At 66.6% G+C, this 24,047-nt stretch carries 19 protein-coding genes and 2 riboswitches; of the genes, 13 read left to right on the forward strand and 6 right to left on the reverse strand.

Annotated features, from left to right (window positions below; all coding sequences use genetic code 11):
- Positions 1-104 precede the first annotated feature (104 nt).
- From KOF26_RS14340 to KOF26_RS14350, 3 genes are all read left to right on the forward strand, one after another.
- On the forward strand, positions 105-2,987 hold the full coding sequence (locus KOF26_RS14340; protein ID WP_216326399.1) for a TonB-dependent receptor domain-containing protein: 2,883 nt from the start codon (positions 105-107) through the stop codon (positions 2,985-2,987).
- A 35-nt stretch (positions 2,988-3,022) separates the two neighbouring features.
- Positions 3,023-4,354, forward strand: a complete 1,332-nt coding sequence (locus KOF26_RS14345; RefSeq protein ID WP_216326402.1) for an enolase C-terminal domain-like protein — start codon at positions 3,023-3,025, stop codon at positions 4,352-4,354.
- Positions 4,355-4,624: 270 nt separating this feature from the next.
- Positions 4,625-5,863 (forward strand): PQQ-dependent sugar dehydrogenase, encoded by a 1,239-nt coding sequence (locus tag KOF26_RS14350; protein ID WP_216326405.1) that lies wholly within the window; start codon positions 4,625-4,627, stop codon positions 5,861-5,863.
- A 188-nt stretch (positions 5,864-6,051) separates the two neighbouring features.
- Here the strand turns inward: KOF26_RS14350 and rnhA are convergent, their stop codons facing one another.
- The 3 genes from rnhA to ispH are packed head-to-tail and all read right to left on the reverse strand — an operon-like array spanning position 6,052 to position 8,422.
- Positions 6,052-6,513 carry a ribonuclease HI gene (gene rnhA, locus KOF26_RS14355; protein WP_216326409.1) on the reverse strand — a complete coding sequence of 154 codons (462 nt, stop codon included), beginning with the start codon at positions 6,511-6,513 and terminating at the stop codon, positions 6,052-6,054.
- Entirely contained in the window at positions 6,510-7,445 is a 936-nt protein-coding gene (gene thrB, locus KOF26_RS14360; protein WP_216326412.1) for a homoserine kinase, read from the reverse strand. Before thrB ends, rnhA begins: the two co-directional genes overlap by 4 nt.
- Before the next feature lie 26 nt (positions 7,446-7,471).
- Complete coding sequence (gene ispH / locus KOF26_RS14365) at positions 7,472-8,422, reverse strand: 4-hydroxy-3-methylbut-2-enyl diphosphate reductase (RefSeq protein ID WP_216326415.1); 951 nt, start codon at positions 8,420-8,422, stop codon at positions 7,472-7,474.
- 89 nt (positions 8,423-8,511) lie between these two features.
- On the opposite strand from ispH, the gene KOF26_RS14370 reads away from it, so the two are divergent.
- The 8 genes from KOF26_RS14370 to KOF26_RS14405 all read left to right on the forward strand — a co-directional run bounded on the left by KOF26_RS14370 (position 8,512) and on the right by KOF26_RS14405 (position 18,838).
- Entirely contained in the window at positions 8,512-9,177 is a 666-nt protein-coding gene (locus KOF26_RS14370; RefSeq protein ID WP_216326417.1) for a hypothetical protein, read from the forward strand.
- A 67-nt stretch (positions 9,178-9,244) separates the two neighbouring features.
- Positions 9,245-9,346, forward strand: a riboswitch (glycine riboswitch).
- Positions 9,347-9,454, forward strand: a riboswitch (glycine riboswitch).
- A gap of 60 nt (positions 9,455-9,514) precedes the next feature.
- Positions 9,515-10,642: a glycine cleavage system aminomethyltransferase GcvT gene (gene gcvT, locus KOF26_RS14375; RefSeq protein ID WP_216326418.1), complete on the forward strand. Its 1,128-nt coding sequence runs from the start codon at positions 9,515-9,517 to the stop codon at positions 10,640-10,642.
- Positions 10,639-11,022, forward strand: coding sequence for a glycine cleavage system protein GcvH (gcvH, locus tag KOF26_RS14380; protein WP_216326421.1), 384 nt, complete (start codon positions 10,639-10,641; stop codon positions 11,020-11,022). Before gcvT ends, gcvH begins: the two co-directional genes overlap by 4 nt.
- Positions 11,023-11,138: 116 nt before the next feature.
- Entirely contained in the window at positions 11,139-12,497 is a 1,359-nt protein-coding gene (gene gcvPA, locus KOF26_RS14385) for an aminomethyl-transferring glycine dehydrogenase subunit GcvPA (RefSeq protein ID WP_216326423.1), read from the forward strand.
- Positions 12,494-14,068, forward strand: coding sequence for an aminomethyl-transferring glycine dehydrogenase subunit GcvPB (gene gcvPB / locus KOF26_RS14390; protein WP_216326425.1), 1,575 nt, complete (start codon positions 12,494-12,496; stop codon positions 14,066-14,068). Before gcvPA ends, gcvPB begins: the two co-directional genes overlap by 4 nt.
- A 44-nt stretch (positions 14,069-14,112) precedes the next feature.
- Positions 14,113-14,337 carry a hypothetical protein gene (locus KOF26_RS14395; RefSeq protein ID WP_216326427.1) on the forward strand — a complete coding sequence of 75 codons (225 nt, stop codon included), beginning with the start codon at positions 14,113-14,115 and terminating at the stop codon, positions 14,335-14,337.
- 586 nt (positions 14,338-14,923) lie between these two features.
- Positions 14,924-17,818 (forward strand): TonB-dependent receptor domain-containing protein, encoded by a 2,895-nt coding sequence (locus KOF26_RS14400; RefSeq protein WP_216326430.1) that lies wholly within the window; start codon positions 14,924-14,926, stop codon positions 17,816-17,818.
- Between the two features lie 102 nt (positions 17,819-17,920).
- Entirely contained in the window at positions 17,921-18,838 is a 918-nt protein-coding gene (locus KOF26_RS14405) for a sugar phosphate isomerase/epimerase family protein (protein ID WP_216326432.1), read from the forward strand.
- Positions 18,839-18,986: 148 nt separating this feature from the next.
- Here KOF26_RS14405 and KOF26_RS14410 read toward each other — a convergent pair whose 3' ends face one another.
- Genes KOF26_RS14410 through KOF26_RS14420 form a run of 3 tightly spaced genes read right to left on the reverse strand, consistent with a single transcriptional unit; the run spans position 18,987 to position 21,709 of the window.
- Positions 18,987-20,162 carry an aldose epimerase family protein gene (locus tag KOF26_RS14410; protein ID WP_216326435.1) on the reverse strand — a complete coding sequence of 392 codons (1,176 nt, stop codon included), beginning with the start codon at positions 20,160-20,162 and terminating at the stop codon, positions 18,987-18,989.
- Between the two features lie 3 nt (positions 20,163-20,165).
- The gene (locus KOF26_RS14415) at positions 20,166-20,795 is read right to left on the reverse strand and encodes a 2-dehydro-3-deoxy-6-phosphogalactonate aldolase (RefSeq protein WP_216326438.1); all 630 of its coding nucleotides are present in this window, start codon (positions 20,793-20,795) and stop codon (positions 20,166-20,168) included.
- Positions 20,795-21,709, reverse strand: a complete 915-nt coding sequence (locus KOF26_RS14420) for a 2-dehydro-3-deoxygalactonokinase (RefSeq protein ID WP_216326443.1) — start codon at positions 21,707-21,709, stop codon at positions 20,795-20,797. The genes KOF26_RS14415 and KOF26_RS14420 overlap by 1 nt, the downstream gene beginning before the upstream one ends.
- 345 nt (positions 21,710-22,054) lie before the next feature.
- Between KOF26_RS14420 and KOF26_RS14425 the strand changes: the two genes are divergently transcribed.
- Together KOF26_RS14425 and KOF26_RS14430 are read left to right on the forward strand one after the other, a co-directional pair.
- Positions 22,055-22,726 (forward strand): RraA family protein, encoded by a 672-nt coding sequence (locus KOF26_RS14425; protein ID WP_216326446.1) that lies wholly within the window; start codon positions 22,055-22,057, stop codon positions 22,724-22,726.
- A 61-nt stretch (positions 22,727-22,787) separates the two neighbouring features.
- Positions 22,788-24,029, forward strand: a complete 1,242-nt coding sequence (locus KOF26_RS14430) for an MFS transporter (RefSeq protein ID WP_216326449.1) — start codon at positions 22,788-22,790, stop codon at positions 24,027-24,029.
- The last annotated feature ends 18 nt before the right edge of the window (positions 24,030-24,047 follow it).

The following is a 24,047-nucleotide window of genomic DNA, read 5'->3' on the forward strand; positions in this document are numbered from 1 at the left end:
AATCTATAAGGATTTCGGGAAGGAAGGCGCGCGTCCGCGCGATTTTTATTCAGGAGTCGGCGGTGCGATGGCCGCCGATACTTCGAGGAAACAGGAGAGGGACTATGGATTTCATACAAAAGGGCCTGTCGGCTGCCGGTCCCCGGCAGGATCGCCTCGCCATGTTCCGGACCTTGGTGCCGTCTCCGCGCAACCTGTTGCTCGCCGGCGTCGGCACGCTGGTGATGGCCACGGGTGCCTTTGCCCAGTCGGCACCGGCCGAAAATGCCAAGTCCGATGAAATCGTGATCACGGGTTCGCGCGTCATCACCAATGGCAACAACTCGCCGACCCCGGTGACCGTAATCTCGACCGAGACGCTGAATTTGACGACGCCGACGAACGTGCCGGATGGACTTCGCAAGCTGCCGTCCTTCGCCGGCTCGCGCAACGCCTCGACGCTCGGAAATTCAAGCTCCAACTCGGTGGGCAATTTCCTCAATCTCCGCTCGTTCGGCGTTATCCGCACGCTGATCCTGCTTGACGGCCGACGCGTGCCGTCCACCAATGCCGACGGCACGGTCGATACCAACACCTTGCCGCAGATGCTGCTCCAGCGCGTCGATGTCGTCACCGGCGGCGCGTCCGCTGTCTACGGGTCGGATGCCGTCACCGGCGTCGTCAATTTCGTGCTCGACAAGAAGTTCGACGGCGTGAAAGCCAATGTCCAAAGCGGCATCTCCCAGCGCGGCGATGCCTTCTCCTATCGCGCCGGCCTCGCCGCCGGCACCGATCTGTTCGGCGGCCGCGGCCATATCGAGGCGAGCTATGAGCGCTTCCGCCAGAACGGCATCGGCAACAAGTTCGAGCGCCAGAACGGCCGCGATCTCTACGCGGTAGAAGGCAGCGGCACCCAGGCCAATCCCTTCCACCTGGTCAGCAATGCCCATGTCGCCAGCAGCTCGTTCGGCGGCGCGATCATGAGCGGCACGCTCAAGGACACCAATTTCTACGCCGACGGTCTGTATCGTCCCTATAATCACGGGCTGCCGAGCGGCAGCGCCGGCATCGAGATCGGTGGCGACGGCACCTATGTCTACAACAGCTCGATCATGGCGACCCTGCAAACCGACCAGGTATTCGGCCGTTTCGATTACGACCTGACCGATGATGTTCATTTCTACGCACAGGGCAGCTGGGCGCGCACCTATAACCTGACCAATTCAGGTGCGCTGAACATGCTCAACTACACCATCTCGGCGAACAACCCATATCTGCCCCAGGAACTGGCCGCGCGCCTCGCCGCCGCCAACGAGCCGACCTTCCTGTTCAGCCACACCTATAACCAGGTGCCCGTCTACCAGACCGAGGCCGACGCCAAGGTGCTGAACGTTACCGCCGGCCTGAACGGCAAGCTCGGCGATCTCGACTGGGACATTTTCTACACCCATGGCGAATCCAGCCAGCATGTCCGCGCCCTGCATAACCTCAACAACGGCCGTGCGATGGCAGCGCTGGATTCGGTGCGCGATCCGGCGAGCGGCAACATCGTCTGCCGCGTGACGCTGACCAACCCGGGCGGCTATCCGGGTTGCGCGCCCCTCAACCCCTTCGGCCCGACCGCGATGAGCCAGGCCGCGCAGGACTATATCTTCGGCACCACTGTCGGGCATCTCACCAACAAGGTCGAGGATGTCGGCGGCACCGTTTCCGGGTCGCCGTTCAGCACGTGGGCCGGTCCGGTGCGGGTCGCGGTCACCGGCGAATGGCGGCACCTGACGCTGACCAACACCAGCAATGCGGATCCGCGCATCCACCCGGACTGCACCGGCATCGCCTATAGCTGCTCGGCATCGAGTCTGATGTGGCTGGCGGCGACGACCGCGCCGGTGCGCGCCTCGCAGAATGTCGGCGAAGGCGCGATCGAGGTGAATGTGCCGATCCTACGCGACGTGCCTTTCGCCCGCTCGCTCGATCTCAACGGCGCCTTCCGCTACACCGACTACAGCGTCTCGGGCGGCGCCAAGACGTGGAAGATCGGCGGCGACTGGTACATCAACGACGCCATCTCGTTCCGCGCCACGCGGTCCCGTGACATCCGCGCGCCTACCTTGTTCGAGCTTTTCGCCCCGCAGAGCCTGTCGATCACCGGCTTCACCGATCTGCACACCAACATCTCGCGGCAGGTGGCCACCTCCAGCCAGGGCAATTCGGATCTGAAGCCGGAAGTCGCCGACACCTTCACGGCCGGCGTGGTGTTGAAGCCGAGCTTCCTGCCGCGCTTCAGCCTCTCGGTCGATTATTACCAGATCAAGATCGGCAACGCGATCACCTCGGTCGGCGGCACCAACGCGCTGGCACAGTGCGAGCAGAGCAACGGCGCCTCGCCGCTGTGCGCGCTGTTCGAGCGTCCGCTGCCGTTCAGCGATCATAGCGAGGCCAATTTCCCGACGCTGATCCGCACCCAGTCGCTCAACGTCGCCAATACCCGGACTAAGGGCGTCGACTTCGAGGCCAATTACACCACTCCGCTCAGCTTCGGCGATTCCCCGCTGCTGACCGGCGGCAGGCTCAATATTCGCGGCCTCGTCACCTATCAGCCGGTGCTGGAGACGGTGCAGTTCGAAGGTGCGCCGACGATCACCTCGGCGGGCGTGGCGAGCGGGGCGGCGAAAATCCGCGCGACCCTTCTCGTCGATTATTCCACCGACAAGTGGAGCCTGTCCGTGCAGGAGCGTTGGCGGTCGCATCTGGCGTGGAACGGCACGCCCGGCCTCGTCTACACCATCCCGGACGTGCCGTCGGTTGCCTTCACCGACCTGACGCTCACCGCCAAGGTCGGGCCGCAGGATCGCTTCGATATCTTCCTGTCGGTGCAGAACCTGTTCGACAAGACGGCGCCGGTGTGGACCAGCCAGACCAGCAGCCCGAACTACTCATATCCCGTGGTGAACGGCGACGATTATATCGGACGTTACTTCACCGCTGGCGTGCGTGTCCGCTTCTGACACTTGCGGCATCAAAGATTGAACGGAGAATTTCCATGAACAGGCGCGAACTGATCCGCTCGATGGTCGCATCGGGCGCCGCCTTGCTGGCAACCAGGACTGCCCGGGCGCAGAACATCATGGGCAATGCCACGCGCGGCATGGCAACGCCGGTGATCAAGGACATCAGCGTGATCAACACGGCGCCGGAAGGGGTGCGCCTCTGCGTGGTCAAGATCACCACCGATCAGCCCGGCCTGTACGGCTATGGCTGCGCCACCTTCACCCAGCGGGCCGACCTGATCGAGCCGGCGGTCGTCAAATATCTCAAGCCGCTGCTTGTCGGCCATCCGGTCGACCGCATCGAGGATACGTGGCAGGCAGCCTATGCCTCCTCCTACTGGCGCAACGGGCCGGTCGAGAACAATGCGATCAGCGGCGTCGATCAGGCGCTGTGGGATATCAAGGGCCGCATGGCCAGCATGCCCGTCTACGAACTGCTCGGCGGCAAGGCGCGAGAGGCGGCCGACGCCTATGTCCATGCCGAGGGCGCCGAGATCGAGAACACGATCGAGAACTCCAAGCGCTTCATGGCCGAGGGCTTCCGCCATATCCGCATCCAGGTCGGCCTGCCCGGCATGGCCGGCTACGGCTCCCAGCGTGGCGGCCGGGTGGTGCGCATCCCGGCGCTCCACGACAAGCCAGTGTTCGAACGCGAGGCGGCCAAGCGCCGCGCCTTCGCCCTGTTCGAGGCGGCGCGCAAGGAACTGGGCGACGAGGTCGAACTCATCCACGACATGCACGAGCGTTACAATCCGGCCGAAGCTGTGCAATTCTGTAAAGACGCCGAGAAATTCCGCTTCTTCTTTGTTGAAGACCCGGTCTCCCCGGAAGATATTGAGTGGTTCCGTAATATTCGCGCCCAGACCACCGCGCCGCTGGCAATGGGCGAGCTGTTCAACAGCCCGCATGAGTGGACGCCGCTGATCAAGGACCGGCTGATCGACTTCATGCGCATGCATATCTCGCAGATGGGTGGGCTGACACCGGCGCGGAAAGTAGCCGCTATGGGCGAGATCTTCGGCGTGCGCACCGCCTGGCACGGACCCGGTGACGTTTCCCCGATCGGCCATGCCGCGATGCTGCACCTCGATCTGTCGATCAGCAATTTCGGCATCCAGGAATGGACGCCGTTCAACGCCGCCAGTCAGGAAATCTTCCACGGCTGCCCGACGATCAAGGACGGCTACATCTGGGCCAATGACAGGCCCGGCTGGGGCATCGAGATCGACGAAAAGGCCGCCGCCCGCTACCCGTTCAAGCCGCATCCGCTGAACGCCGGCTGGGGTGAAGTGCGCCTGCCCGATGGCCAGATCGTCAAGCAGTAGCGAACCGACGGGCCGGAAAGGGGCGGGCGTTCGGCCCGCCGCCGACATGCCCCGGTCAAGCCGAGGGTGTTATCGGGCGCGACCTGATGTCCGCCCTCGGCTCCCGGCGGCTGTCCGGGCATCGGATGGCGCCGCTACCGCCCCCGTGACCACCTGCTGCGTGATGGGGCACGGCTCCTGATGGACGGCACCTTCTTGGGCCTTGAATGCAGCAGGGCAGCCGTGCAAGCGTCGCTTCGACGCCAGAGCAATGGCGCGGGGAGAGGGTTGATGAAATTGCCGATGGGCTTGGTCCTGCTCGGGATGGCCGCAGGCACCAGCGCGCTTGCGGCCGAACCGGATGGTCTCGTGCTCCCTCCGCATTTCCACGCCAGCGTGGTCGCGACCGGGATCAAGGGCCTGCGCCATCTGGCCGTCCGCCCCGATGGCGATCTCTATGCCTCGACCCGGGGCGGCGGGGCGACCGGCATCATCGCGATCCACCTCGATCAGAACCATAAAATGGTGTCCAGCCAGTCCTTCGGGACTGTCACGGGCGGCACCGGGATACGCCTGCATGACGGCTGGCTCTATGCCGCGACGCCTACCGCGGTTTACCGGTTTCGGGTGGCTGCCGACAAGCTCCAGCCGGACGGCGAGCCGGAACTGGTCGTCGACGGTTTTCCGGCGAACGGCTTCCTCAACCGGGTGATCGCTTTCGATGATCGCGGCGGATTGTTCGTCGGCGTCGGCGGCTCCGGCAATATCTGCGCCGATCAGGGTGCGGACGGGTTGCCCGTCGGCCGTCGCCCATGTCCCGATATCGGGACGCGAGCGGGCGTCTGGCGCTTCCCGGCGGACCGCATGGGGCAGCATTTCCCGACAGATGGCGAGCGCTATGTCACTGGCCTTCGGGACATGGATGCGCTGGACTGGCGGCCGGGCGACGGCCTTTACGGTGCCATGCAGAACCGCAACGGCACCAGCGCGACATGGCCCGCCCTCGTCAGCGCGGCCGACGAGGATGCCATCGGCGACGACATGTACCGGTTCGTGAAGGGGGCGAACCTGGGCTGGCCCTATACCTATTATGACAAGGCGCGCAGGGTCAGGCTCCAGGCCCCGGAATATGGCGGCGGGCCGGTCGCCGCCCCGCGCGGGCAATATTCGGACCCGGTGGTCAGCTTTCCCGCGCACGCGGCGCCGCTCGATCTTCTTTTCTATCATGGGCGGCAGTTCCCGGCTCGCTATCGCAACGGCGCGTTCGTCGCGCTGCATGGCGGCGTTGGTCCGGATACGCCCGAGGGACGGAACGGCTATAGCGTGGCATTCGTCCCGTTCGGCCGCGCTGGCCAGGCAAAGGGATGGACAATTTTCGCCGACGGCTTTGCCGGACCGACGGCGGCGAGCAGGAGCACCGCGCGCGCCGCCTACCGGCCTGTCGGTCTTGCCGAGGCCCCGGACGGGGCGCTCTACATTGCCGATTCCGTACAGGGGCGCATCTGGCGCGTGACCTACGACCGCAATTGACCGCCGCTGCCATATTCGGGGCCGCACGACCGTCGACAATAAACCGGTCCAGTCGTGAAGGTCATTCACGGCTCTAGATGCCCCGCTATCCGAAAGCCGTGCCCGGAATCCTCCGCTTGCGTGAACTGAGGCTGCGACAAGCCCTCGGAGCTGCCGCGATCCGCGGCTTGCGGCCCTAAATCGGTTCCTCAATGCTGAGGGCGAGAAATACCGCGCGCACCGGCGGCGACTGCGGCGTCGCTGGCCAGCCGATCGGCGCGCTCATTCTCGGGATGGCCGGCGTGGCCCTTGACCCACTGCCAATCAATGCGGTGGGGCGCGGTGGCGGCGATCAGCTGCTGCCACAGATCGGCGTTTTTCACGGGCTTGCGATCCGCCGTCTTCCAGCCGTTGCGCTGCCAGCCCTTCACCCATTTGGTGAGTCCATCCACCACATAGCGGCTGTCGGTGGATAACGTCACCTGACAGGGGCGGGTCAGCGCCTCCAGCGCGCGGATCACCGCCATCATCTCCATGCGGTTGTTGGTGGTGAGCGGCTCACCGCCCGACAGCTCCTTCTCGTGCGCGCCGGAGCGGATCACGGCGCCCCAGCCGCCCGGGCCGGGATTGCCCTTGCAGGCGCCGTCCGTGAAGATTTCGACCTCGGTCAACGCGCGTAGAACTCAAGCCGGCGCAGGAAGGCCAGCGGATCCTTGCGGGTGACGAGCGCGTCGGCGGGCGTGTTCAGCCAGTCCCACGCACGGGTCAGCAGGAAGCGCAGTGCGGCCCCCCGGCACAGCGCCGGGAACGCGGCCTTCTCCGCCGCGCTCAGCGGGAAACGCGATTCATAGCCGGCGACCAGCGCCTCGCCGATCGCCGGATCATAATCCGCGCCGTCGGCCGAGAAGGCCCATGCGCTGTGGGTCACGGCGAGATCCCAGGCGCGCACCTCCGTGCAGGCGAAATAGAAGTCGATGACGCCGGTCACCCGATCATCCAGCATCAGCACATTGTCGGGAAAGAGATCGGCATGGATCACGGCACGCGGCAGCCCGACCGGCCAGTGCACCGCAAGCCAATCCAGCTCCGCTGCCACGCGCGCGGCAAGGCCCGGCTGGATGATGTCGAGGTCGGCCCCGCAACGCGCGGCGAGCGCCCGCCAGTCGACCGGACCGAGCGCGTTGGGCCGCTCCAGCTGGAAATGGCGCAGCGCCGTATGCATCGCGCCGAGCGCCGCCCCGGCGGCGTGGGCCTGGGCGGGGGTCGGGTGGCTGACGGACACCCCCGACAGGAATTCGATCAGGCAGGCGGGCCGCCCGGCGACACGCTGCACCTGCGTGCCGTCCCGGGCCGGCAGGGCGCGGGGCACCGGCAGCCCGGCCTCGGCAAGATGATCGAGCAAGGCGAGGAAGAAGGGCAGGTCCGCCTCGTCCACCCGCTTTTCGTAGAGGGTGAGGATGAAGCGGCCCCCGGTCGCCTCGACCAGATAGTTGGAATTCTCGACACCCTCGGCGATGCCCTTGGCGGAAAGCAGGGTTCCGACATCGAAGCGGGCGAGCAGCGCGCCCATCTCCTCGGCGGAGACATGGGTGTAGACGGCCATGGCGATTCAGCTCCGGCGGTTTGGCATCATGCGGCGGCCAGCCCGCGCGGCAGCTTGAACACCATCGCCTCGGTGGTCGTCTCGACCTGCTCCTCGGTGACGTCGAAGCGCGTCGCCAGCCGCTCCACCACCTGTCGCACCAGCCGCTCAGGGGCAGACGCACCGGCGGTGATGCCGAGTCGCGTGGGCTGGCCGAGCCAGGAGAAGTCGATCTCGTCGGCGCACTGGATCAGCCGCGCCGGCACCCCCTCGCGCTCCGCCACCTCGACAAGGCGCACCGAGTTGGATGAATTGGGCGCGCCGATGACCAGCACCGCCTCCACTTGCCGCGCGACGTCCTTCACCGCGGCCTGTCGGTTGGAGGTGGCGTAGCAGATATCCTCGCCGCGCGGGCTCTGAATGGTCGGGAAGCGGCGCTGAAGGATGGCGACGATGTTGGCGGTGTCGTCCACCGAGAGCGTCGTCTGGGTGAGGAAGGCGAGCCGGTCGGCACGGGCGGGCATCACCGTTTCGGCATCGGCCTCGCTCTCGATCAGCGTCATCGCGCCGTCCGGCACCTGCCCGAGCGTGCCGATGACCTCCGGGTGGCCACGATGGCCAACGAACAGGATGTGCCGCCCGTCGTCGACCAGCCGCTCCGCCTGCCGGTGCACCTTGGAGACGAGCGGGCAGGTGGCGTCCAGATAGTTGAGGCCACGCGCCTCGGCCTTGTCGGGTACGGACTTGGGCACGCCATGGGCCGAGAATACCACCGGCACGCCGTCCGGCACCTCGTCCAGCTCCTCGACGAAGACCGCGCCTCTCGCCTTCAATTCCTCGACGACGAAGCGGTTATGCACGATCTCGTGGCGGACATAGACCGGCGCGCCATATTTCTCGATCGCCAGCTCGACGATGCGGATCGCCCGGTCCACGCCCGCGCAGAAGCCGCGCGGCGCTGCCACCAGGAGATGGAGGGGAGGTCGAAATGTCGCCATGATCGGGGGCCATACGCGAACGCTTGCCGGGGCGGAAGCCGGTACCTATGGTCCGCCGCGCCGATTGACCGACAGGATTTTCAGAGCCCGTGTCCCGTTTTCCCAAATCCCTCGCCTTCGCGTCCCTGGTGGCCGTGCTCGCCCTTTCCGCCTGCGCCGACAAGAACGAGCTGGCGATCGATGCCGGCGGCGTCGGCCAGCGCATCACGCGCTCGATCTGTCCGGCGGTGGCGGTGCCCACCTATCTGGGCGACGTGACGCTGTTCAATCCGCCCTCCAGCCATGCCGCGGCGGCGATCGACGTGGTCGGCGCGCTCACCGATATACGCGCCGACTGCAATGGCGACAGCGAGGCGCCGACGCTGGACAGCAACGTCACCTTCCGTGTCGATGCCCGGCGCGAGAATGTGCAGGGCGCGCGCGACGTCACCTTCCCCTATTTCGCGACGATCGTGCGCGGAGGCACCAACATCGTCTCCAAGCAGGTCGGGCAGGTGACGCTGCATTTCGCCGACGGCCAGGCCCGCGCCTCGGCGACGGCGAGCGCGCACGCCTCGATCCAGCGCAGCGTCGCGACCCTGCCGGAGGCGGTTCGCAACCAGATCACCCGCAAGCGCCGGCCCACCGACGCCGACGCTTCCGTCGATCCGCTGGCCGATCCGAAGGTGCGCAACGCCGTCAACAGCGCCAGCTTCGAGCTGCTGCTCGGCTTCCAGCTCGACGACGCCCAGCTCGCCTATAACGCCACGCGCTGATCGCGCAGGCGATTGACTCCGCGGCCCCGCCGGGCCACTTCAGTCCTGTCGTCGGGGGGCAACCCCCGGGGATCGCGCGGGAGAGTGCGCCGATGCCTTTCGGGGTGGCGGCGCCGCCGAAGGAGCAACCGCCCCGGAATCTCTCAGGCCACCGGACCGCGCGATCCTGATGCGATACTCTGGAAAGCGAGCGGCTCCGCCTGGGGCCGTTCCACCGAAGGGGTAAGCCCGGCCGATCCGGGCGAAAGCTCTCAGGTTCCGTGACAGAGGGGGCGACGGATGCAGCGGGTTAGCCGCCGCGCGTCCTGTCGTCACACTGGCCATCGGAGAACCGGGCATGAGCGAGCCTGTCGAAGACCTGCCCCTTGAGGCGCTGCCGCTGGACGGCTGGCATCGCGCGCGGGGCGCCCGGATGGTGCCGTTCGCGGGCTATCACATGCCGATCCAGTATGAGGGCATCATCGCCGAGCATTTGTGGACGCGCACCCATGCCGGCCTGTTCGACGTCAGCCATATGGGCCAGCTGCTGATTTCCGGCGACGGCGTCGACGAGGGGCTGGAGGCGCTGCTGCCGGCCGACATCAAGGGGCTGGGCGAGGGCCGCCAGCGCTATTCGCTGCTGCTCAACGAGGAGGGCGGCATCCTCGACGACCTGATGGTCACGCGGCGCGCCGACGGGCTTTATGTCGTCGTCAACGGCGCGGTGAAGCATGACGATATCGGCCATCTGCGCGAGCATCTCGCCGACGAGATCACCATCAATCACATGGAGGACCAGGCGCTCCTTGCGGTGCAGGGGCCGGAGGCGGTCGCCGCGGTCGCCCGCCTCGCGCCCGGCGTCGAGGCGCTGTTCTTCATGCAGGCGGGCGCTTTCGCCATCGACGGCGTTCCGGTGTGGATCAGCCGCTCCGGCTATACCGGCGAGGATGGCGTCGAGATCTCGCTGCCGGCAGAGGCGGCGGAGCGGATCGCCACGCTGCTGTGCGAGCAGCCCGAAGTGAAGCCGATCGGCCTCGGCGCACGCGATTCGCTGCGGCTCGAGGCGGGCCTGCCGCTCTACGGTCATGATCTGTCGCCGGAAACGACGCCGGTTTCGGCCGATCTCGGCTTCGCGCTGTCCAAGCGCCGGCGTGAGGAGGGGGGCTTTCCCGGCCATGCCCGCATCATCGCCGAACGCGCCGCGGGCCCGGCCTTGAAGCGCGTCGGCCTGTTCGTCGAGGGGCGGCAGCCGGTCCGCGAGGGCGGGCTGGTCGTCAATGTCGAGGGCGAGCCGGTCGGCCACGTCACCTCCGGGGGCTTTTCGCCCAGCCTGCAGGCGCCGATCGCGATGGCCTATATCCCCACCGCCGCCGCCATCGTCGGCCAGGAAGTGCTGCTCGAGCAGCGCGGCAAGCGCATCGTCGCCACCGTCGCCGCGATGCCCTTCGTCACCCACCGCTATCATCGTCAGGGAGCCGCCAAGTGACCTATTATTTCACCCGCGATCATGAGTGGATCAGCGTCAACGCCACCATCGAGGATGCGGTCGCCACGGTCGGCATCACCGACTACGCCCAGGCCCAGCTCGGCGACATCGTGTTCGTCGAGGTGCCGCCGGTCGGCACGATCGTCGAGAAGGGCAAGGAAGCCGCGGTCGTCGAATCGGTGAAGGCCGCGTCGGACGTCTATGCCCCGGTGTCCGGCGAGGTCGTCGAGGCGAACCGCGCGCTCGAGGGCGAGCCGGCGCTTGTCAACACCGCTCCCGAGACGGACGGCTGGTTCTTCCGCCTTCGCCTCACCAACATCGCCGAGCTCCACGGGCTGATGGATGGCGAGGCCTACAAGACATATGTGGCAGGGCTCTAGGCGCGATGAGCCACCTTCGTCGTCGTGCTGACACAAGCTCAGGGCGACGAAGGGGGCTCCGGGCGCCTGATCGCTCCCTTCTCCATGCGCTTCCTCTCTAGAGAGTGTACCCGCTGATGCGTTACCTTCCCCTGTCCGATGCCGATCGCGCCGAGATGCTGCGCACGATCGGGGCTCCGTCGGTCGATTCGCTGTTCGTCGACGTGCCGGATGCGGCGCGCCTTGCGGGTCCGATCGACGGCCTGCCCGATCACGCCTCCGAGATGGCGGTGGAGCGGCAGCTGTCCGCCCTCGCCCGCACCAATCTGGCGGCGGGGGAGGCGCCCTTCTTCCTCGGCTGCGGCGCGTACAAGCATCATGTGCCGGCGTCGGTGGATCACCTGATCCAGCGCGGCGAGTTCCTGACCAGCTACACGCCCTATCAGCCGGAGATCGCGCAGGGCACGCTGCAGGCGCTGTTCGAGTTCCAGACCCAGGTCGCTCGGCTCTATGGCTGCGATGTTGCCAATGCCTCGATGTACGATGGCTCGACCGCCTGCTGGGAGGCGATCGGCATGGCCCGGCGCATCACGCGGCGGACCAAGGCGTTGCTCTCGAACGGTCTCCATCCCCATTATGTGAGCGTCGCGGAGACGATGGCGCGCTTCACCGGCGATATGCTGGTGACCGGCAGGCCTGAGCTGTCGCCCGAGGGGGACGGCGCGGCGCTGCTGGCCGCGATCGACGGAGAGACCTCCTGCGTCGTCGTCCAATATCCCGACATCCTCGGCCGCATCGCCGACATGTCGGAGCTGGCCGAGCGTGCCCATGCACAGGGCGCGCTGCTCATCGCCGTCGTCACCGAGCCGGTGGCGCTGGGGGCGCTCAGGAGCCCCGGCGAGATGGGCGCGGATATCGTGGTCGGCGAGGGGCAGTCGCTCGGTGTCGGCCTCAATTTCGGCGGGCCGTATGTCGGGCTTTTCGCGACTCGCGAGAAATATGTCCGCCAGATGCCGGGCCGTCTGGCTGGCGAGACGACCGACGCCGCCGGCAAGCGCGGCTTCGTACTCACGCTGTCTACCCGCGAGCAGCATATCCGCCGCGAGAAGGCGACGAGCAACATCTGCACCAATTCCGGCCTGTGTGCGCTGGCTTTCACCATCCACATGACCTTGCTCGGCGAAAAGGGCCTGCGCGACCTTGCGCTGCTCAACCACGCACGCGCCGTCGCGGCGGCGGAGCGGCTGGCCAAGGTGCCGGGGGTCGAGCTGGTCAATGACAGCTTCTTCAACGAGTTCACGCTGCGTCTGCCCAGGGAAGCGCGGCCGGTGGTGCGCACGATGGCGGCGGACGGCGTGCTGGGCGGCGTGTCGCTCGGCCGGCTCTATCCGGGGGCAGACGCGCTGGCCAACGGGCTGGTCGTGGCAGTGACGGAAATGGTGACGGAGGAGGACATCAGCACCCTTGCCGTCGCGCTCGAGGAGGCGCTGAAATGACCATCAACCAGAGCGGCTGGCGCCCCGAATCTCCGGCGCAGGGCAATGATCCGGCCGACGTGCCGACCTATACCGGCAACAAGGCGCTGATGCTCGAAGAGCCGCTGCTCTTCGAGATCGGCGATATCGGCCGTACCGGCGTCGATCTCGGCGAGCGGCCCCGCGGCGAGAGCCGACTCGGCGGGCTGGAGCGCAACCGCTCGATCGGCCTTCCCGGCCTCACCGAGCCGGAGGCGGTGCGCCATTATACCCGCCTCAGCCGGCAGAATTATGCGATCGACCTGGGGCTGTTCCCGCTCGGCTCCTGCACGATGAAGCATAATCCGCGTCTCAACGAGCGGATCGCCCGGCTGCCGGGCTTTGCCGACATCCATCCGCTGGCGCCGATCGACACCGTGCAGGGCGCGCTGGCCCTGATCCATCTCGTCGGCGAGTGGCTGAAGACGCTGACCGGCATGCCCGGCATCGCGATGAGCCCCAAGGCCGGCGCGCATGGCGAGCTGTGCGGCCTCCTCGCCATTCGCGCCGCGCTGGAGGCGCGGGGCGATGCGCGGCAGGTGGTGCTGGTGCCCGAGAGCGCGCACGGCACCAATCCCGCCACCGCGGCATTCTGCGGCTATGCGGTGGAGAATATCCCCGCCACCGATGAAGGGCGCGTCGATCTCGCCGCCCTCCAGGCCCGGCTCGGCACGGATGTGGCGGCGGTGATGATCACCAACCCCAATACCTGCGGCCTGTTCGAGCGCGACATGATCGCAATCGCCGAGGCGGTGCATGCCGCCGGCGCCTTCCTCTATTGCGACGGCGCCAACTTCAACGCCATTGTCGGGCGAGTCCGCCCGGGCGACCTCGGCGTCGATGCGATGCACATCAACCTGCACAAGACCTTCTCCACGCCGCATGGCGGCGGCGGGCCGGGCGCGGGGCCGGTGGTGTTCTCGGAAGCGCTGGCGCCCTATGCGCCGCTGCCGTTCGTCGAGAAGCAGGGCGAGCATTTCGTGCTGGTCGAGGAGGAAACGGCAGCGGAGCATCATGGCGGCGCCTTTGGCCGCATGGTCGCCTTCCACGGCCAGATGGGCATGTTCACGCGCGCCGCCGCCTATATGCTGAGCCACGGCGCTGACGGGCTCCGTCAGGTGTCGGGCGATGCTGTGCTGGCGGCCAATTACATCCTGCGCTCGCTCGACGATGTGCTGGTGGCGCCGTTCGGGGCCTCGGGCCCTTGCATGCACGAGGCGCTGTTCTCGGACGAAGGGCTGGCGGGCGGGCTCTCCACGATCGACATCGCCAAGGGCCTGATCGACGAGGGCTTCCACCCGATGACCATGTATTTCCCGCTGGTCGTCCACGGCGCCATGCTGATCGAGCCGACCGAGACGGAAAGCAAGGGCGCGCTGGACCAGTTCATCGGCGCGCTGCGATCGGTCGCGGAGCGGGCCAAGGCCGGCGATGCCAGCCTGAAGACCGCCCCCGTCCACGCGCCGCGCCGCCGGCTGGACGAGACGGCCGCGGCACGCAAGCCGGTGCTGGTATGGAAGGAGCCGGTCCAGTCCCAGGCCGCCGCCGAATAGGAAGCGGCTTGGGGATTCCGGCGGACGGGTTTATGAGCGCGGGCATGATGAAGCGCGCGCTCACCGTCACCCGCAATCGCCTGTCCGAGATGTGGCATCGCGTCATGGCGGTGACCGTGGACGAGGGGATCAGCTGGCAGCAGCGCCGGCCGCCGGTGTTGAAGGCGATCGTCGTCATCACCTTCGCGATGATCTGGATGGCGATCGGCTATGTCGTCTCCGGCGTGGTCGGCCGCATCCTCGCGCGGCGCGACCGCCGGCTCGGCTAGCAGCCGGGCCGGGGCGGCGGCTTTTTGCAGCGCACAGCGCTTGCATCGATGACGGATGGCGATTCAGGGCGGGTGTGAAGGCCCACCCCGAACGCCGGAACGAGCGCCTTCCCGCGGCCCGCGGCGGCCCACGGGTGATGTAAGAAATCCACAGCTACGCATTTCATAGTGGCTTTTTAGGGGGGAGGAGCCAGTCCCCGCCCGGTTCGCTATTGACATCGTTTGCATTTGGCGCGGTAGATATCTGCCTGAGTTTGAGAGGACGAGGCTAACGTCCCAAGACGCAGGAACGCTTGAGGCCATTCCGCATTGCGGGATTTTTACGGAGAGGGCCCTGACCGCCTCGAATTCCATATTGACAACGTTTGCATGCGCTGTGGTATTGGACTCGTGTAAGCAGTAATGTTCTTCCGGGCATGACTGCGAAGACGCTCATATAATCTACCGGGTTGGCATGACATGCCTGCTCCGGAGTATTCTGTGGGCGCGCCTGTATTCTTAGTCTTCACATTTATTGGATTTCGCCACCTGGCGGTGGTTCTGAGCCACCACAAGAGTGGTCCTTGAAAAGAAATAGGGGAGGGATATGCGTAGAACTACGACTTTCGTCGCCATGCTCCTTGGCGCCAGCTCAATCTCGATGGCCAGTGCGGCCTTTGCGCAGGAAGCGACGACGCCCGGCACGGCCGCTGGCGAGCCGCCCGCCGTGTCGAGCGCGATGCCCGGCGGTGCGCCATCTGACGAAGTGATCGTCACCGGCTCGCGCGTCGTCACCGGCAATACCTCGCCGACGCCGCTGACCACCGTTTCCACGGCCAACCTACTGCAGAACACGCCGACCACCGTCGCCGACGCGCTGTACAAGCTGCCGGTGTTCGCCGGCCTGCCGGCCCAGACCCGCAACCCGGGCAACTCGAGCGGCAATTCCGGCGCCAACAACCTCAACCTGCGCTCGATCGGCGCGGCGCGTACGCTGGTGCTGTTCAACGGCCAGCGCGTGCCCGACAACAATGTCGACCAGCTGCCCCAGATGCTGATGCAGCGCGTCGACATCGTCACCGGCGGTGCGTCTGCCGTGTACGGTTCGGACGCCGTCGCCGGCGTCGTCAACTTCATCATCGACAAGCATTTCGATGGCCTGAAGGCCAATGGCTCGATCGGCGTGTCCACCTATGGTGACGATGTCACCTACCGCCTGGGCATCGCCGGCGGCACCACCATCGGCCGCCTGCACATCGAAGGCTCGGTCGAGCATTATGACGATCCGGGCATCTTCTCCAAGCTGTCCCGCCCGTGGGGCCGCGATGTCTGGTCGACGCAGGGTGCCGGCACGACCGCCAACCCCTATCGCGAGGTCAAGAACACTCGCATCAGCAACACCTCGTTCGGCGGCAAGATCGTGAGCGGTCCGCTCGCCAACCAGAATTTTTCCACCAATGGCGTGCTGACCCCGTTCATCAACGGCACGGCGACCGGCGCGAGCACGATCCAGAGCGGCGGCGACGGTGCGTTCTTCAACACGGCCTCGCTGAAGACGAAGCTGAAGAACACCCAGTATTTCGGCCGCGCCGACTATGAGCTGACCGACGACATCAATGTCTGGGCGCAGGGCTCCTACGTCGATACCAACAACAAGAACAACCACCAGACCAACGAATTCCGCAACTACACGGTGAGCGCGACCAACGCGTTCCTGCGTCCGGAATATCAGGCGGCGATGGCAGCGGCCGGCGTGAAGACCTTCACGATCGGCAAGATGATGGAGCAGGCTCCGCCGCTCCAGCCGGAAACCTTCCTGAAGACGTACATCATCAGCGGCGGTTTCGACGGCAAGGTCAGCATGTTCGGCAGCGACTGGTCCTGGGACGTCCAGGGCATGACCAGCCGCCAGAAGCAGCACACCTTCAACAACGCCAACATGGATGGCGCCAAGGCGGCGGCGGCCCTCGACGCGGTGGTCGATCCGGCGACGGGCAATATCGTTTGCCACGTCACGCTTACCAATCCGAGCGCCTATCCGGGCTGCGTGCCGATCAACATCTTCGGCCCGACTTCGGAGAGCCAGCAGGCGATCGACTATATCCTGCTGAAGACCGACTTCACCACGATCACCACGCTGAAGGAAGTCAACGCCAGCATCTCCGGCTCGCCGTTCAGCACCTGGGCCGGCCCGGTGAAGTTCGCGCTCAGCGGCGAAATGCGTGAAGCGACGGTCAAGACCAACTCCAACTTCCAGCCGACCGATCGCGTCGACTGCTCCACCCTGCCGCTGTCGCCGGCCGCCAACGCCAAGACGCCGATGAACTGCAGCATCGGCTCCGACGGCAAATCGACCCAGGCGCGCTGGGTGTCCAACGTCGTCGCCCGCCTGCCCAAGGCGAGCGTGTCGGTGAAGGAAGTCGCGGTCGAAACCGACATTCCGCTGCTGAAGGACGTGCCGTTCGTCCAGTCGTTCAACATCAACGCGGCGGCGCGCTACACCGATTACGAGACGTCCGGCACGGTGTGGACGTGGAAGATCGGTGCCGACTGGCACGTCAATGACGACCTGCGCCTGCGCGCCACCCGGTCGCGCGACATCCTCGCGCCGAGCGTGACGCAGCTGTTCGGCGCCGCCTCGGTCAACCCGTCGGGCATCACCGATCTGCACACCGGCATCAACGCCGTTGCGCCGGTGCAGACCAACTCGAACCCGAACCTGGTGCCGGAAGTTGCCAACACGCTGACCGGCGGTGTCGTCTATCGTCCGAGCTGGCTGCCCAGCTTCTCGATCTCGGTCGATTACTACCGGATCAAGATCGGCAACGCGATCGCCAACGTTTCGGGCAACGACTCGACGGTGATGCGGATCTGTGAGGACAGCAACGGCACGTCGCCGCTTTGCTCCCTCTATGTCCGTCCGCTGCCTTTCTCGGATCGCAGCCCGGCCAACTATCCGACGCTGATCCTCGCCAATCCGCTCAACATCGCCAAGTTCCTGAGCGAAGGCGTGGATACCGAGGTCAACTATGGCTTCGATGTCGGCTCCGGTCGGGTCAACCTCCGCGGCCTGATGACCTACACCGCCAAGCAGCGGTCGCAGACCCTGCCGGGCACGGTGGTCCTCGACGCGGCGGGCGCTGCCGGTCTGCCGAGCATCCGCGCGGTGCTGCAGGCGCAGTATGTGCAGGGGCCGTTCCGCTTCGACCTGCTGGAGCGTTGGCACAACAGCACGCGTCGCAGCTCCAACCCGAACGACGTCTGGGCGGAGGGCCGCGTCGCCTCGCGTGGCTACACCGACATGACGATCGCCTATGACATCAAGATGCTCGGTGGCACCAGCCAGCTTTATCTGAACATCCAGAACCTGTTCAACACCGCCCCGGCCGTCCACGGCGCCACTGGCGGTTCGAGCTCGGTGCCTGGCCTGTTCCTGGCCACCACCAATGGCGACGATATCATCGGTCGCTACTTCACGATGGGCTTCCGCTATAAGTTCTGATCATCGATCGGACTTGACTGAATTGCGGTTGCCGGCTCCGGAGCGAACTCGTTCGCTCCGGAGCAATTTTTGTTAATGGCGATGTGATCGAGGGAGATGGCGATGGACAGGCGTAGTTTTCTGGCGGCGAGCGGCGCGGTGGCGCTTGCCTCGCTCAAGGCCGTGCCGGCAATGGCGCAGGCCACCATCCCGGCCCGCAAGCTGGCCCGTTTGTCCGTGAGCAGCTCCACCTATCGCGCCAATTACGAAGGCCGCTTCAACGTCCCCACCGCGACGCCGAAGCTGTCGCACCGCACCTTCCCGGCCTATGTGAAGGAGAAGTTCGGCATCACCAAGGTCGAGCTGTGGGACCAGCAATTTGGCCCCGCCGGCCATACCTTCGAGGAATGCCGCGCCATCCGTGCCGCGGCCGATGCGGCCGGCGTGCAGGTGGTCAGCGTCGAGGTCGAGGACATGGCCCGCATCGATGCCGCCGATCCCGATGACCGCGCGCAGGCGGTGGCCGAAGGCAAGGTCTGGCTGGACAAGGCCAGGGTGCTTGGGTGCAGCTCGATGCGCTTCAACGTCAATCGCGGCCGCGGCGAGGTCAATCAGGATGCCGCCGTCGAAGTGCTGCGCAAGATGGCCGATCATGGCCGCGAGCTCGGCATCATCGTGCTGCTCGAGAACCATGGCGGCGCCACCTCCACGATCCCCAACCTGATCGCGCTGGTGAAGGCGGTGAACCACCCCTTCCTCAAGGCCGAGCCGGACTGGGGCGCATGGTCCCCGCCGGGCGACCGCTATGCCGCGATGAAGTCGGCGATGGCGGTGACGCACATCGTCTCCGCCAAGGGGCTGGTGTTCGATCCGCAGACCTATGAGCATACGTCGTTCGACGTCGCCCGGCTGGTCAAGGATGCGGAATCGACCGGCTTCAAGGGCGTCTATTCGATCGAGCTCTACAACAACCCGGCGCCCGCCGACACGGACCGCGCGGTGATGTCCTACGCCAGGACGATCACCGACAACATGGCCTGACGCCGGTCGCAAGGCGGAAGGGGCGGGCGATCAAGCGGTCGTCCGCCCTTTTCGTTTGAAGCTGACCAGTTGCGGGCGGCCTCGCTCACCCCGAACCCTTCGCCAATGCCTGGCATGGGGAGGGGAGAGGTGACGCGAGCGCGCCGGCCTATTTCGGAAGCAGGCCGAACTTGTAGATTGTCGTGGAGTGATAGGTCTGTTCCGGGCGCAGCACCGTCGAGGGGAAGGACGGCTGGTTGGGACTGTCGGGAAGATGCTGGGTCTCCAGCGCGATCGCCGGGCCCGGCGTGAACGGCTTGCCGACGTCGCTCAGCAGCCCCGGCCGGCTGCTCGCCGGGATATAGGCCTGGATTGACGTTTCGGTCGTACGCAGCTCCATCACGCGGCCGCTGGCGTCATCCTCCAGGCGCGCGGCGATGAGGTCCAGCTGGTTGGAGCCGGGCTTGAACACGAACGAGTGATCGAGATTGCGCATCTGCCCGGGCGCCGGCTGCGGCGCGTCCGGACGCGGCGTGGTGAAGATCGGGTCATTGGCCGCCTCGGGCAGCGCGCTGAGCGGCCGCGGGCTGCTCAGGTCGAGCCCGGTGCCTGCCACCGGTTGCAGCACGCCGCTCGGCATGCCTTGCGCGTCCTTCACCGCCACCCGGTCGGCATTCAGCATCAGCCGGTGGGCGTAGACCGGCACGTTGCTGTTGCCGCTCAGGTTGAAATAGACGTGGTTGGTGAGGTTGAGCAGCGTCGGCTTGTCCGTGGTTGCCGTGAAGTCGAGCCGCAGCGCGTTGTCGTTGGTGAAGCGATAGGTGGCGCGGATCTTCACCCGTCCCGGAAAGCCCTGATCGCCGTCCGGGCTGTCCAGCGTCAGCGTCACCGCCGCGCCGTCCTGCTTGCGGATCGGCTCGGCCGTCCAGACACGCGTCGAATAGGCCGGCGGACCGCCGTGGAGGGTGATGCCGGCCGCGCCCTGCTGCTGCAGGGGATAATAGATGCCGTCGAGCGTGAAGCCCTTGCGGATGCGGTTGGCGTAGCGGCCGATGATCGAATTGACATGACCCATCGCTTCCCAGCCCGCGATGTCGGCGTAGCTCATCACGACATTGCCGAGCTGGCCGTTGCGGTCGGGCACGCGGATCGCGGCGATGGCGCCGCCATAATCGAGGATGGTGGCGCTGGCGCCCTTGTCGTTGGTCAGCGTGAAGGCGCGGACGGCGTGGCCGTCCCTGGTCGTGCCATAGGGCGCCACCGTCACGCTCGCGGCGAGGGCCGAGGCGCCCCAGCCCGTCGCCGTGGCGAGGAGCAGCATGCGCGCGATCGGGCGACGCGACATCGTTTATCCCTCCCGAAGCGCGTGGACCGCCTGCACCGCCTCGACGGCGCGACGGCCGACATCGGCGGCGGTCATCCCCGGCTTGTACAGGTCTGAGCCCAGGCCGAAGCCGCGCGCGCCCGCGGCCCACCAGCTCGCCATGCTGGCCGGCCCGACGCCGCCGACCGGGATCAGCACGGCGTCCGCCGGCAGCACCGATTTCAGCGCCTTGAGGTGATCCGGCCCATAAGTGGCGGCCGGGAACAGCTTGAGGTGACGGGCGCCCGCCTCCAGGGCGACGAACGCCTCGCTCGCGGTGGCAAAGCCGGGCATCGGCGTCATGCCGCGCTCGACCCCGCGGCGGATCACCTCGGCGTTGGTATTCGGCGTCACCAGGATCTCGCCGCCGGCATCGGCGACGGCGTCGACATCGGCCGGGCGCAGCACCGTGCCGGCGCCCCACACCATGCGGCCGCGCACCGCCTCGAGCGCGGCGATGCTGCGCAGCGGATCGGGAGAGTTGAGCGGTACCTCGACGAGCCGGATGCCGGCCACGTACAGCGCCTCGGCGATGGCGACGACCTCATCGGGGCGGACCCCGCGCAGGATCGCCACCAGCGGCATTTCAGCGAAGGCGGATTCCACGGCGTTCATCAGGCGAGACCTCCATTTGCCAGCGCGACGAGCCCGGCCAGAACCGCTTCGTCGCCGTCATGCGCCGTCGCCGTCCAGCCACGCCGCGTCATCGATCGAACATAGCGCTGCCCGAGCCGCGGGTCGCCGACGATCGCCACCGGGGTTTCCGGCGCGACGCCGAGCAGGGTCGGCGCGCTGGCGATCTCGGCGCCGATCAGCAGTCCGGAGAGATAGGAGCTGGCGCGATCGGCCGGCATCTGCCCGGCCGCCACCCGCGACCGCGCCGTGAACAGGCGGGAGGCGAGCGCGCCGCCGTCTCCGGCGGCTTCACAGCCCTCGTCGAAGGCGTCGTCATTGTCGGGGGTGTCGGTGCCGCGCAGCACGCTGTGCCTGCGCAGCACGTCGAACAATTCGCCGGTCATGTAGGTCACGAACTGCTCGACGCGGCCATCGACAAGCCGCACCCATTTTGCATGGGTGCCGGGCAGGCAGATGAGATGCTCGCCCTGCAGGCGTGCAGGGTCGCCTGCCGCCCATCCGAAGATATGGGTTTCCTCTCCGCGCATCACGTCGGGGCCGCCGTCCGGACGCTCGCAATGAAGCCCGGGGACGATGCGCACCGGCGCGCCGCCATCGCTGACGGTGCACAGGCTGTCATGCAACTGTGTCATGCCCGCCGGGCAATCGAGATAGGGAACGGGCGTGCCCCAGCCGAGGTTCGATCCGATCATGCCGCAGGCCAGCGCCGGCAGCGCCTCCGCCCCCATCCGCGGGCGCACCTTCTCCTCGAACAGCCGCGCCGCCTCGCCGGCGGCCAGGCGCCCGATGCCCATGGGAAATTCTTCGCGTCCGCCGACGCGGCCGTCCTCGCCGACGACCCATGCGCGCAGGTTCGTCGTGCCCCAGTCGAGGACAAGGAAGGGGGAAGCCATCTAGTCTATCCGTTCAATTGGGTATGAAATCGTTTGTATAGGGCAAAGCCTAATAGTCACTTGTCGAAATGGCTAGAGGGATGCGGCATTTTTCCCTCGGGCGGGGGCGCGCCTTGACAATGCGGTGCCGGCCCTACAACAATCGTTTGCAAATAATGCCGTCAAGGCTGAGTCGGTGCAGAAGCCGTGTGGGTGGGCCTGGGGGCCTGTCGCAACGGCGGGCGCGGATCGAAGGGAGGAGCGAATGGACGGGCATTTCCGGATGCACTCGCTCATGCCGGCGATTCCGCCTTGCGCCGCGGTGCCGCTTATTTTCTGCTAGGCTGTCATCATCTGGAGTTTCCCTTGCTCAAGACGTTTAACGAGTTCGAACGCCGCCCCGATCTGCTGGCCCGGTTTGATTCGCTCCTGCCGAGCTATTCGGTTTCCTGCATCTTCGCGGACGTGATGTACCGTCAGAACGTCATGACCTCGGCGATCAAGCCGCCGTTCAAGGCGAAGGTCTGCGGTCAGGCGATCACCGTGCAGCTGTCCGGCGGCGACCTCGTCGATCCGCTGAAGGCCCTGGAGATGGGGCAGCCGGGCGACGTCATCGTCGTCGACGCCTGCGGCGAGGTCGAGACCTCGGTGTGCGGCGGCCTGATGGGCGGGCTCGCCAAGAATCGCGGCATCCGCGGCATGGTCATCGACGGCGCCGGGCGCGACATTGACGAGCTGGAGGACATCAACTTCCCGATCTGGACGCGCGCGATCACCGCGCGCGGCACCCACACGATGTTCTCCGGCCGCAAGGAAGAGCTGTCGATCAACGTGCCGATCGCCTGCGGCGGCATCATCGTGCGCCCGGGCGACTTCATCGTCGCCGACACAATGGCCGTGGTCGTCGTGCCGCTGGAGCGCGCCGACGAGTTCCTGACCCTTGCCGCCGAGCAGGCCGAGCGCGAGCAGAAGACCCGCGAGTGGGTTGCCAAGGGCAAGACCGTCGAGGACCTTCTCGCCGAGTTCGGCCGTATCTAAGGAAATCGGCGTGAAGTCTCCGAAGATCAGGCGCATTCAAACCGTAGCCGTCACGCTATTGGTGATTGCGGGTCTCATCAATTATCTGGACCGCAGTGCGCTCTCGATCGCGAACAAGCCGATCAGTGACGAGATGCATCTGACGGCCTCGCAGATGGGACTTTTGCTGTCGGCTTTCTCGCTGCCCTATGCTTTCGCCCAGTTGCCGATCGGCGTGATGCTCGATCGGCTTGGCGCGCGGGTGATGCTGGGCGCGGGGATGCTGATCTGGTCGGTGGCCCAGGCGGCGGCGGGGTTCGTGCATTCGCTGAACCAGTTCATCGTCACGCGGCTGCTGCTCGGCGTGGGCGAGGGGCCGCAGTTCCCCGCCGGCGCCAAGGTGTTCGGCGAATGGTTCGCGCTGCATGAGCGCGGTCGGCCGACGGGCATCTTCGTCGCCTCGACCACGATCGCGCCCGGGCTGGCGCCGCCGCTGCTCACGGCGATGATGCTGGGCTTCGGCTGGCGCGGCATGTTCATCGTCATGGGCGCGCTTGGCATTCTCGCTTCGATCGCCTGGTATGCCTTGTACCGGGACCGCCGCGACGTGGCGCTGAGCGAGGAGGAGCTTGATTATCTCTCGAGCGGCAAGCGCTCCGCCGATGACGAGCGGCGGATGACGTCGGCCGAATGGCGTGGCCTGTTCACCAAGGGCATCACCTGGGGGATGATCATCGGGTGGATGGGGGTCATCTACATGGTGTTCCTCTACGTCACCTGGCTGCCGGCCTATCTCCAGAAGGAGCGTGGCCTCAGCCTCACCGAGTCCGGCTGGATCCTGATGATCCCGTTCATCGGCGGAACGCTGGGGCAGCTCTCCAGCGGCTTCGTCGCCGATGGCCTGCTGGCGCGCGGCCTGTCGCCGATCAACAGCCGCAAATGGCCGATCTGCATCGGCCTCGTCTTCGCGGCGGTGTTCACGGTGCCGGCGGCCTACACGCCCAATCTGACGCTCGCGATCCTGTACCTGACGCTGGCGATGTACTTCGTGAACCTGGCGAGCGGCGGCGGCTGGGCGCTGGTCAGCGTGGCGGCGCCGCGGCGGCTGGTCGCTTCGCTGGGCAGCATCCAGAATTTCGGCGGCTATTTCGGCGGTTCGGCAGCGCCGCTGATCACCGGCATCGTGGTCGATCAGACGGGTTCGTTCGTGAATGCGCTGCTGATCAGCGCCGGCGTCTCGCTGGCCGGCGCGCTGGCCTATCTGCTGCTGGTGAAGGAGCCGATCCCCGATACTCCGGCCGAAGCGCTGCCCGCCTCGGCCTGATCTTCGCTTTGCCTGATG

Source organism: Sphingomonas quercus (genome assembly GCF_018863195.1).
Taxonomy (GTDB): Bacteria; Pseudomonadota; Alphaproteobacteria; order Sphingomonadales; family Sphingomonadaceae; genus Solisphingomonas; species Solisphingomonas quercus.

Bases quoted from the DNA above. Each gene is read 5' to 3' on its own strand.
- KOF26_RS14405 (WP_216326432.1), top strand. From the start codon at position 17,921: ATGGACAGGCGTAGTTTTCTGGCGGCGAGCGGCGCGGTGGCGCTTGCC.
- KOF26_RS14345 (WP_216326402.1), top strand. From the start codon at position 3,023: ATGAACAGGCGCGAACTGATCCGCTCGATGGTCGCATCGGGCGCCGCC.
- KOF26_RS14400 (WP_216326430.1), top strand. From the start codon at position 14,924: ATGCGTAGAACTACGACTTTCGTCGCCATGCTCCTTGGCGCCAGCTCA.
- thrB (WP_216326412.1), bottom strand. From the start codon at position 7,445: ATGGCCGTCTACACCCATGTCTCCGCCGAGGAGATGGGCGCGCTGCTC.
- gcvPB (WP_216326425.1), top strand. From the start codon at position 12,494: ATGACCATCAACCAGAGCGGCTGGCGCCCCGAATCTCCGGCGCAGGGC.
- gcvT (WP_216326418.1), top strand. From the start codon at position 9,515: ATGAGCGAGCCTGTCGAAGACCTGCCCCTTGAGGCGCTGCCGCTGGAC.
- KOF26_RS14340 (WP_216326399.1), top strand. From the start codon at position 105: ATGGATTTCATACAAAAGGGCCTGTCGGCTGCCGGTCCCCGGCAGGAT.
- gcvPA (WP_216326423.1), top strand. From the start codon at position 11,139: ATGCGTTACCTTCCCCTGTCCGATGCCGATCGCGCCGAGATGCTGCGC.
- KOF26_RS14410 (WP_216326435.1), bottom strand. From the start codon at position 20,162: ATGTCGCGTCGCCCGATCGCGCGCATGCTGCTCCTCGCCACGGCGACG.
- KOF26_RS14415 (WP_216326438.1), bottom strand. From the start codon at position 20,795: ATGAACGCCGTGGAATCCGCCTTCGCTGAAATGCCGCTGGTGGCGATC.
- KOF26_RS14395 (WP_216326427.1), top strand. From the start codon at position 14,113: ATGATGAAGCGCGCGCTCACCGTCACCCGCAATCGCCTGTCCGAGATG.
- ispH (WP_216326415.1), bottom strand. From the start codon at position 8,422: ATGGCGACATTTCGACCTCCCCTCCATCTCCTGGTGGCAGCGCCGCGC.
- KOF26_RS14350 (WP_216326405.1), top strand. From the start codon at position 4,625: ATGAAATTGCCGATGGGCTTGGTCCTGCTCGGGATGGCCGCAGGCACC.
- KOF26_RS14420 (WP_216326443.1), bottom strand. From the start codon at position 21,709: ATGGCTTCCCCCTTCCTTGTCCTCGACTGGGGCACGACGAACCTGCGC.